The organism is Dysgonomonas reticulitermitis, from assembly GCF_054601275.1.
In genome coordinates this window covers 42,774-51,909 of record NZ_BAAHWU010000023.1, presented here as the reverse complement: position 1 = coordinate 51,909, position 9,136 = coordinate 42,774, and the positions used below count along the sequence as shown (strand labels likewise).

The following is a 9,136-nucleotide window of genomic DNA, read 5'->3' as shown; positions in this document are numbered from 1 at the left end:
ATATGATACCAATAAGACCCAATCGTTCTAATATGCGAAATAAATTCAGATATAAAAAGAGAGTACGACCAAAGGTCTCTAAAAATCAAAGAGATGCTATATGAAAATCCTTAACTTAATGACATTGGGGGCACCCACCCGGTGCAGGCGGCGTAGAAAGGGACGGGGCGATAGCCCGTTGGTCACTTTCAGCCGGCAAACCGGTTGTGGGTCGCCGAGGGACGAAGCGCTAGCTTTTTGCTTACTTTTGGGCAATGCCAAAAGTAAGGACAAGCCCGGCAGGGCGCGGCAGTGATGATCCAAAGAATAAAAGATATTACTAAGAATGATTATATACATAAAATCATAGTACATGACAAAAAATATTTTACATACATTAGACATTATATAGAATAAACTTTGAGACTAATGATTATCAATTAGTTATAATTAAAAAATATCAAACTGCTTATTTTCAGTATATTAAAAAATATATTATTTTGTAAATGCTTGATAATCAATTAAAATAAACTCTTATTCAATATAAACTCTATTTAAAAGACTTATTATGTTGCCCTTACAGGGCGTAATTCCTTCGGTTGTTATCTACCCGGGGTGTGTTACCCCGGGCTCGAATATATCAGGCCTTCAGCCTGTTTCTTTCCACGATGCCCTGAAGGGGCTACATAATATAGCCCAATGGCAACGCCTTGGGTGGGAAAACGAAATCCCCTGAAACCGCGCCCTGTAAGGGAAATATAAGATTTTGCAATATTTTTTGTCATGTACTATGACATAAAATAACCGAACGTTTTTACACTACAATAATAACTTTAACTGCTGATTGGCATTATTCATTTTTGTATTTTACACAAATTCTTGTAGATTTGTGTAAAATTGATTCCATTGCGTTTATTTAGTTCATATAAAAAAGTAGAATACAGTGATGAAGAGCTTTTATCCCTTTTTAAGAAGACGGGTGAGGCCGAATATTTTCAGCAACTTTACGAACGGTACATCCCATTAATATACGGGTTGTGTCTGAAGTATCTCCAAAGCCCCGAAGGTTCGCAGGATGCTGTGATTGATATATTTGAGAATCTGTCGCAGAAAATACAAGGGTATGAAATCAAGATTTTTAAGAATTGGTTGTATAGTGTTGTTAAGAATCACTGTTTTCATGTACTAAAAGAAAATAAGAGAGAAATTGTTGTAAATTTCGATTCTCAATTTATGGAATCCGACTCCGTTTTGGATCTATTAAGTGAAGATTCGGAAGAGGAAAAAGATAAGGCTTTGAGCCAATGCCTGGAAAAGCTTCCTGAGCCTCAACGGGTATCTATAGAGAAGTTTTTCTATGAGGAGAAATCGTATGCGGAAATTGTGGATGAAACGGGGTTTCATCTGAAAAGTGTAAAGAGTTATATACAAAACGGGAAAAGGAATTTGAAAATCTGTATTGAGAAAAATTTAAAAGAATGAATTTGCAGGATTACATAAAAGGAAACAGGAAAGGAGCTGATGCCCACCGGATCGAAAAAGATTCGATGAAAGATCCGTTTATGTATGATGCTATTGATGGATTTGACAGCATTAATGATGATCATATAGAACGCATTAATAGCATACATAAACGTTTGAACCGGAAAACCCAGGCTGCAAAAAAGAAAGAACACCATTACCATTTGTGGCAGATTTCAGCAGCAAGTGTTGCCGCCGTACTGATATTTGCTGTAGGAGGATATTTTTATAAATCGAATTATCAAACAAATCTGTATTCTGAAAATATAGGCGATCAGGGAGTCATTAAAATATATGTGCCCGAAGAATATTATACCGAGAATGTGGTTGTAATAGCCAAGCATAATGTAGAAGCAGTCAGGGCGGTCAACATATATAAATATAACGCGGTAGAAGATGATGTTGAGGTTGTGAAAGCGGAAGACGTGTTGTCTGGTTCCGATAAAGTGCTGGATGTATATATGCCTGAATGAGTAGTAAGTAGTAAGTAGTAAGTAGTAAGTAGTAAGTAGTAAGTAGTAAGTAGTAAGTAGTAAGTAGTAAGTAGTAAGTAGTAAGTAGTAAGTAGTAAGCAGAAGAGTATGTTTTATTCTAACTACTTGACTACTAGCGATCAAATCGAGCGATAACTCCTTTAACTACTTATTTTATATTTTCTTGGTTTTTAATAATAAACTGTTTGTAACCACGCTTACTGAGCTTAAAGCCATTGCAGCGCCTGCAATCATAGGGTTTAGTAGAAATCCGTTGACCGGGTAGAGGATGCCGGAGCTTGTCGGGCTAATGATGCTATTGCCGAAGTACAGATGGTACGAGCCGCCACTATAAACGTAGTACTCATGTAGAAGCCGTAGTTGACAACGAAGAGCAGCCTACCATCGTAGTATCGGCTGTTAGCGGCAGGCAAATATAATGACGAGCCTACCTTATAACCGTCAGCAGTCCAAGTCCATATATTCGGAGACGTCATACTGGTATATATAGAAGCCCATTGTTTCTGGCTAGGCACTTTCCATCCCGTTGGACATGGGTCGCTAGCAGCCTTCACCATAACTTCATTTTGTGTCCCATCGCCCCAAAGGTCATTTTTTCGTGTCTGACGCCAGTCGGCGTCGTATGTAGTGCCATTGCCTTTTATAAATTTACCATAAGCTGCATGGGGGGCGGGAGAGCCAATAACCTGTCCATTGCGCGCAATCACAGATTGCTTATATTCTCAACATATGCTCATTACTGCCGCGCCCAGCCGGGCTTGTCCTTACTTTTGGCATTGCCCAAAAGTAAGCAAAAAGCTAGCGCTCCGTCCCTCGGCGACCCACAACCGGTTTGCCGGCTGAAAGGGACGAACGGGCTATCGCCCCGTCCCTTTCTACGCCGCCTGCACCGTGCGGGTTCTCCGCCTGCGAAACTAATGCGCGGGAGACTGACGCACGACAAGCGGCTGCCTTGTCGTGCATCAGCTGCGCCGTTAGCTTCAAGTACGGGGCACCCATAGGACGAAGAAGGCGTTAAAAACAAAAACGTGTTTGAGCTTATCAAATGATTCGTATTATACAAAACCCGGAGCGAGTTTTTTTGTTTAGCCTTTAAGTCCGTTATGGGTCGGACGTTGAAGTGGGGCGCAAAAGCGTTTTTGGTTCCTTTTGCGGCTTTGGGCAAAAGGGACGCAAGCAATCTGTGATTGCGCGCAGAAGAAAATAATGCAAATAATCGAACGTTTCAACTACTGATTCACATAATTCACATAAATATATCAGGGCAAACCCTATGAAATTATTATTTCGGCACTCATTTTTATCTCCTGTTAATAACCTCTATAAAATTACGAAATAAATATTTAGCGCCGTTACATCTTTCAAGATTAGAATTAAATTGTTTATTTATTAAAAAAAACTTTGTACCTTTGCGCCGTTCTTTTTTGAATTATAATCAGGACATGGGAAAGTTTAGCTTATATAATATACCTCTGAGGAGCTTATCGGAAGGTAAACATGAATTCAAGTATGACCTGGATAAAAGTTTCTTTGCCCTTATTGATGATGGAACGGCAGAAGTCAAAAAAGGAGATTTGAAAGCAGTGGTTTCTTTGAAAAAGACATCTGCGACTTTCGAGTTGAATTTTAATATTACCGGTTCGGTTCAGGTTCCTTGCGATAGGTGTTTGGATGATGTCTCCATGGATGTGGATACCAAGAATAAACTTATTGTTAAGTTTGGAAAAGAGTATTCGGAAGAGAGTGATGAAATAGTTATAATTCCGGAAGATGACGGAGAGATAAATATTGCGTGGTTTTTGTATGAATTCATTGTATTGAGTTTGCCGGCTAAAAAAACACATCCTGCCGGTACATGCAATAAAGCGATGTCTTCCAAGTTAAATAAACATAGGGCCAGAATCGCTGATGATGAGGATGATCAGGACGAAGAAACCGATGATGTATCAATTGATGATGATTCATCCTATAGTGATCCCCGTTGGGATTCACTTAAAGATATATCCGTAGACGAAGATTAAATTAATGGAAAATTGACTTTTCTAATTCAAATACAATAAAATAACTAAATAAAACAGAAAAATGGCACATCCGAAACGTAGACAATCGAAGTCTAGAACAGCGAAAAGAAGAACCCACGATAAAGCTGTAACTCCTACATTGGCAGTATGCTCTAATTGTGGTTCTTGGCATGTATTCCACACTGTTTGCCCTGAATGCGGATACTATCGCGGAAAATTGGCAATAGAAAAAGGTGCGGCGGTTTAATTCCAGCCAAAACTCATAAGCCCTAATATTAGGGCATTTTTTTTATTAAAAACAATCAAAACCAAAAGAATAATGATTCGAGCCGCAATTACCGGTATTGGTGCATATATTCCAAAGGATATTTTGACGAATAGCGATCTTGAAAAGATAGTAGATACTACCGACGAGTGGATAATGACCCGTGTGGGGATTAAAGAACGTCGTGTGTTGGGCGCAGGAAAAGGTACCTCTGTAATGGCTACCGAAGCCGTGAAAGAATTGTTGGGAAAAACAAATACAAAACCGGAAGAAGTAGAGGCTATTATCTTTGCTACTACAACACCTGATTTTATATTTCCATCTACAGCAGCCATGACGGCAGAAGCTTGCGGAATAAAAAACGCGTTGGGCTTCGATATTCAGGCAGCATGTTCAGGTTTCATATATGCTTTAGAAGTAGGGTCGAATTTTATCAAGTCGGGCAATTACAAAAAAGTGGTTGTGGTAGGTGGTGATAAAATGACATCGATAGCTAACTATAAAGACCGGACTACTTGTCCGTTATTCGGCGATGCTGTGGGAGCTGTAATGCTGGAGCCTACAGAAGAAGAAGTTGGAGTAATGGATTCTATATTGCATGTCGATGGAGTTGGCATTCCTCATCTGCATATGCGTGGCGGAGGCTCTGTATATCCGGCATCGTACGAAACAGTAGACAAAAGTATGCATTATGTATATCAGGATGGTCAGGTCGTGTTTAAGCATGCCGTATCGAAAATGGCTGATGTTTCTGTTGAAATAATGGAGAAGAATCATCTTACAAAAGATGATATAGCATGGTTGGTTCCTCATCAGGCCAATATACGTATCATAGAAGCTGTTGGCAATCGTATGGGATTACCTTCCGAAAAAGTGATGGTGAATATTCAAAAATATGGAAATACCAGCGCCGGAACTATCCCTGTTTGCCTTTACGAATGGGAATCACAGTTGAAGAAAGGAGATAATATTATCCTTACCGCATTTGGCGCGGGATTTACATATGGAGCCGTTTATTTAAAGTGGGCATATTAAAACTTGAATATAAAGAGAAAGAAAAGAGAGAAGGTTAATCTTCTCTCTTTTTTATTTTATGTGCGATAATGTTTGCTGCACGGGAAGAAGCGCCCGGTTTCCCCAATATATCTATTATCTCATCATAGTCCTCTATCATTTTATTCCGGTAAAGACTGTCATTGAGCAATTTATCTACTTCATTCCTGATAGAGGAAACAGAGAAAAATTTAGAAAATAATTCCTGCACCACAACTCTGCCCGCAATCAGATTGACCAGGGAAATATATTTGGTATGCAATATATTCTTGAAAACCCAATATACTACTTTTGGGATTGGCGTTTTATAACAAACTACCTGCGGCACTCTGAATAAAGCCGTTTCCAGCGTCGCGGTTCCCGATGTAACGAGCGCGACTTTCGCGTATTCGAGTAACCGGTATGTTTGCCCAAAAACAATCTTACAATTTTTGTTCCCTATGTATTTATTGTAATATTGGGGATCTATTCCCGGAGCGCCTGCTATTACTGCCTGATAATCCTTGAAAGGTTCTATCGATTCCAGCATTGCAGGAAGGTTGTCTTTTATCTCTTGTTTTCTGCTTCCGGCTAACAGGGCAATAATAGGTTTGTTTTCGAGTTTGTTTTCTATAATAAAACTATACTTCAGGTCGTTTATATTTTCCTTCTTGAAGTTGGCTACTGCATCTACAACGGGATTCCCTACATAGTCGATATGATAGTTATGCTTTTTATAAAAGTCCACTTCGAAAGGAAGTATGGAAAGCATTTCGTCTACATACTTCTTGAACGATTTGACCCTATACTCTTTCCATGCCCAGACTTTTGGCGAAATATAATAGTATACAGGAATTTGGGTATGTGTCTTTATATATTTAGCTATTTTCAGGTTAAACCCAGGATAGTCGATAAGTATAAGGACATCAGGCCGAAACTTTATAATTTCTTTCCGGCACATTTTCATGTTGCGGAGAATAGTCCGGAGATTCATTAGCACAGGAATGAAGCCCATAAAAGCCATTTCGCGGTAATGCTTTACGAGTTTACCTCCTCGGGCCTGCATAAGATCTCCTCCCAGAAAACAAAACTCCGCATTCGTGTCTTGTTCTTTCAATGCCGCCATCAGGTTCGATCCGTGCAAATCACCTGAGGCTTCTCCCGCTACCAGAAAATATTTCAATATTTCAAGATTTAAAAATTTAAAGATTTAATTATTTCCAGTACACTACTTACTACTTACTACTTACTACTGACTCATACGAGTTTTTCCCAACTTTTTATTGTCCCCAGATGTTCGTGGTTGGTCATATCCACCTTGACAGGTACCACAGACACATACCTGTTAGCCAAAGCCCACTCGTCAGTCATCTCATCGTCAGGCGTATCATTTGCAAATTCACCTGTTAGCCAAAAGACATCATGGTTAGCTCCGTCTTTCGATTTCAAGAACTCTTTGATCCATTGTCCCGGAGTTTGCTTACATATCCGGATACCTTTCAGGCTATTCCCTTTCGGTATGTTTACATTCAGGCAAGTGCCTATCGGCAATCCTTCTTCCAGCACCTGTTTGGTTATGATTCTTATATACTCTTTTGTATATGTAAAATCGGCGTTGTGGGCATGATCTAATATGGAAAATCCTACTGCCGGAATCTTAAATAAGGCACCTTCGAGCGCTGCGCCCATCGTTCCCGAATACAATACGGCAACGGCGGCATTAGATCCATGATTTACACCCGAAAGGACGATGTCAGGTTTGCGGTCTGCCAACTGGCTGATGCCAAGCTTTACACAATCGACAGGGGTACCCGTACAGCTGTATATTTTTAAATTTTTTTCTTCTTTCTCTAAGTGCACGCGAAGAGGTTGTAACGATGTAATTGCACTCGACATGCCCGAACGCGGACCATCGGGAGCAACAACGATTATTTCTCCTAAATCTTTTACGCTTTCAATGAGGGCCTCTATTCCCTTGGCTAAGAAGCCGTCGTCATTTGTAATTAGTATCAGAGGCTTTTTATTCTCCATTAGTCAAATTATCACTTTTTTGTTAAGATGCAAAGATACATCAATATTTTTTAAAATACTTAAGATAACTTTGCCGGACAACTTATATTTTGTTTTGTAACTTTGTGAGAATATTAATCAACTAAATAGTGAAAGTATGAAAAAGATTTGTGTGAGCTTAATGCTCCTGTTCATTTTTTCGACTGCATGGGCTCAACAGCAATACCGGAGACAAGTTAAGCCAACAAAAAATGTTATTGTAATGATTCCCGATGGAACATCCATTGGAGTGGTTTCAGCCGCCCGCTGGTATCAGATATACAATAATCTGGGAGGCGATAATCTGGCTATCGACCCTTACTTGTGCGGCACTGTAAAAACTTTTTCATCAAATGCGCCTATCGGCGATTCTGCGCCCACCACTTCATGCTATATGACGGGTATGCCTCAGCAAACGGGCAATGTCGCTATTTATCCGGTTGCAGACCCTGCTAACGATCTTGTCCCTGTTGACCCTACTATGGCTTACCAGCCTTTGGCTACTATTTTAGAAGCGGCCAAATATCAGCAAAATAAATCTACAGGCTTGGTTGTTACCGTCGAATTTCCTCATGCAACACCGGCTGACTGTTCGGCTCATTATTATGCAAGAGGTAAATATCCATATATTGCATCTCAAATGGCTTATCAGAATTTGGATGTTATGTTTGGCGGGGGTAATTCTATAATTACAGACGATATAAAACAGTATTTTAAAAGTACAGGTACTACTCTTATTCAAGATGACGTAAATACTTTTCGTAATTTTAAGGGGAAAGAAAAAATTTGGGCGCTGTTTTGTGACAGGGAACATCCTTACGACTTGGACAGAGATGATACTCAAATACCATCTCTTGCCGAAATGACAGAGAAGGCTCTGGATAGATTATCCCAAAATGAAAATGGATTTTTCTTAATGGTAGAGGGTAGTAAGGTCGACTGGAGCGCTCACGGAAATGACGCGGTAGGTTGTATTACTGAATTTCTTGCATTCGACAAGGCTGTGGCTAAAGTAATGGATTTTGCCAGGAAGAACGGAAAAACAACTGTAATAATTCTTCCCGATCATGGCAACAGCGGATTTACGATTGGTCGCAGAGACTTGAAATCGTATGATAAGGCTACAAAAGACCAACTTTTCAAGAATGTTTCGCAATATAAAAAAACAGGAGAGGGACTTGAAAGAATTTTGTTGAAGACCGATCCCGGCCAATTTAAGAGTGTATTTAAAGAATATACGAATATCGATTTGACAGACGAAGAGTTGAGTTTACTTTTGAACTCCAAGAATTATAAACACGAAAGTGATTATATGAAAGTAGGCAACAGCGTTAATATGGTATCGAGTATTATAAATATTATGAATGCACATACATATTTTGGCTTTACTACCGGAGGACATACGGGAGAAGAAGTGTTTTTGGCAGCATATCATCCGAAAGGGGATTTGCCGATAGGAATGAATACTAATAGGGAAATCAATCAGTATTTATTCGATGCCATGGGGCTGAAAACTTCATTGACCGAAATGACGAATGAGATATTTGCAAAGCATACCGATGTGTTCAAAGGATTAGAATACTCAATTGATAAAAGTACGGACTTTCCTGTATTGAAAGTGAAAAAAGGTAAGGATGTATTAACAATACCTGCGTTCAAATCCGTTGCTTATTTGAATGGTAAACTTATTACTCTGAATTCGGTGACAGTTTACATCGACAAGAACGATACATTTTATATTCCCAAAAGTCTGGCGAGTAAACTTTGATAATTAG

At 39.4% G+C, this 9,136-nt stretch carries 12 protein-coding genes; 7 read left to right on the top strand and 5 right to left on the bottom strand.

Annotated elements, in window-relative coordinates; translation table 11 throughout:
* Positions 1–96: 96 nt before the first annotated feature.
* Positions 97–354, bottom strand: coding sequence for a hypothetical protein (locus tag ACYPZI_RS09925; protein ID WP_459601110.1), 258 nt, complete (start codon positions 352–354; stop codon positions 97–99).
* A 245-nt stretch (positions 355–599) separates the two neighbouring features.
* Positions 600–764 (bottom strand): hypothetical protein, encoded by a 165-nt coding sequence (locus tag ACYPZI_RS09920; protein WP_459601108.1) that lies wholly within the window; start codon positions 762–764, stop codon positions 600–602.
* Between the two features lie 121 nt (positions 765–885).
* Here ACYPZI_RS09920 and ACYPZI_RS09915 point away from each other — a divergent pair, with 121 nt between their 5' ends.
* Positions 886–1,461 carry an RNA polymerase sigma factor gene (locus tag ACYPZI_RS09915; RefSeq protein ID WP_459601106.1) on the top strand — a complete coding sequence of 192 codons (576 nt, stop codon included), beginning with the start codon at positions 886–888 and terminating at the stop codon, positions 1,459–1,461.
* A complete protein-coding gene (locus tag ACYPZI_RS09910) occupies positions 1,458–1,973 on the top strand; it encodes a hypothetical protein (protein ID WP_459601104.1) in 516 nt (171 codons plus the stop codon). Before ACYPZI_RS09915 ends, ACYPZI_RS09910 begins: the two co-directional genes overlap by 4 nt.
* Positions 1,974–2,233: 260 nt before the next feature.
* On the opposite strand, the gene ACYPZI_RS09905 is transcribed toward ACYPZI_RS09910, so the two are convergent.
* Complete coding sequence (locus ACYPZI_RS09905; protein WP_459601102.1) at positions 2,234–2,701, bottom strand: hypothetical protein; 468 nt, start codon at positions 2,699–2,701, stop codon at positions 2,234–2,236.
* Between the two features lie 3 nt (positions 2,702–2,704).
* On the opposite strand from ACYPZI_RS09905, the gene ACYPZI_RS09900 reads away from it, so the two are divergent.
* The 4 genes from ACYPZI_RS09900 to ACYPZI_RS09885 all read left to right on the top strand — a co-directional run bounded on the left by ACYPZI_RS09900 (position 2,705) and on the right by ACYPZI_RS09885 (position 5,315).
* Positions 2,705–2,995, top strand: coding sequence for a hypothetical protein (locus ACYPZI_RS09900; RefSeq protein WP_459601100.1), 291 nt, complete (start codon positions 2,705–2,707; stop codon positions 2,993–2,995).
* A 441-nt stretch (positions 2,996–3,436) separates the two neighbouring features.
* Positions 3,437–4,015 carry a YceD family protein gene (locus tag ACYPZI_RS09895; protein WP_459601098.1) on the top strand — a complete coding sequence of 193 codons (579 nt, stop codon included), beginning with the start codon at positions 3,437–3,439 and terminating at the stop codon, positions 4,013–4,015.
* A gap of 61 nt (positions 4,016–4,076) precedes the next feature.
* Positions 4,077–4,262, top strand: a complete 186-nt coding sequence (rpmF, locus tag ACYPZI_RS09890; protein ID WP_459601096.1) for a 50S ribosomal protein L32 — start codon at positions 4,077–4,079, stop codon at positions 4,260–4,262.
* A 72-nt stretch (positions 4,263–4,334) separates the two neighbouring features.
* Positions 4,335–5,315 (top strand): beta-ketoacyl-ACP synthase III, encoded by a 981-nt coding sequence (locus tag ACYPZI_RS09885; protein WP_459601094.1) that lies wholly within the window; start codon positions 4,335–4,337, stop codon positions 5,313–5,315.
* Positions 5,316–5,349: 34 nt separating this feature from the next.
* On the opposite strand, the gene lpxB is transcribed toward ACYPZI_RS09885, so the two are convergent.
* Positions 5,350–6,495 (bottom strand): lipid-A-disaccharide synthase, encoded by a 1,146-nt coding sequence (gene lpxB / locus ACYPZI_RS09880; RefSeq protein ID WP_459601092.1) that lies wholly within the window; start codon positions 6,493–6,495, stop codon positions 5,350–5,352.
* Between the two features lie 74 nt (positions 6,496–6,569).
* Positions 6,570–7,343 carry a 5'/3'-nucleotidase SurE gene (gene surE / locus ACYPZI_RS09875; RefSeq protein ID WP_459601090.1) on the bottom strand — a complete coding sequence of 258 codons (774 nt, stop codon included), beginning with the start codon at positions 7,341–7,343 and terminating at the stop codon, positions 6,570–6,572.
* A gap of 136 nt (positions 7,344–7,479) precedes the next feature.
* On the opposite strand from surE, the gene ACYPZI_RS09870 reads away from it, so the two are divergent.
* The gene (locus ACYPZI_RS09870; RefSeq protein WP_459601088.1) at positions 7,480–9,129 is read left to right on the top strand and encodes an alkaline phosphatase; all 1,650 of its coding nucleotides are present in this window, start codon (positions 7,480–7,482) and stop codon (positions 9,127–9,129) included.
* Positions 9,130–9,136 lie beyond the last annotated feature (7 nt).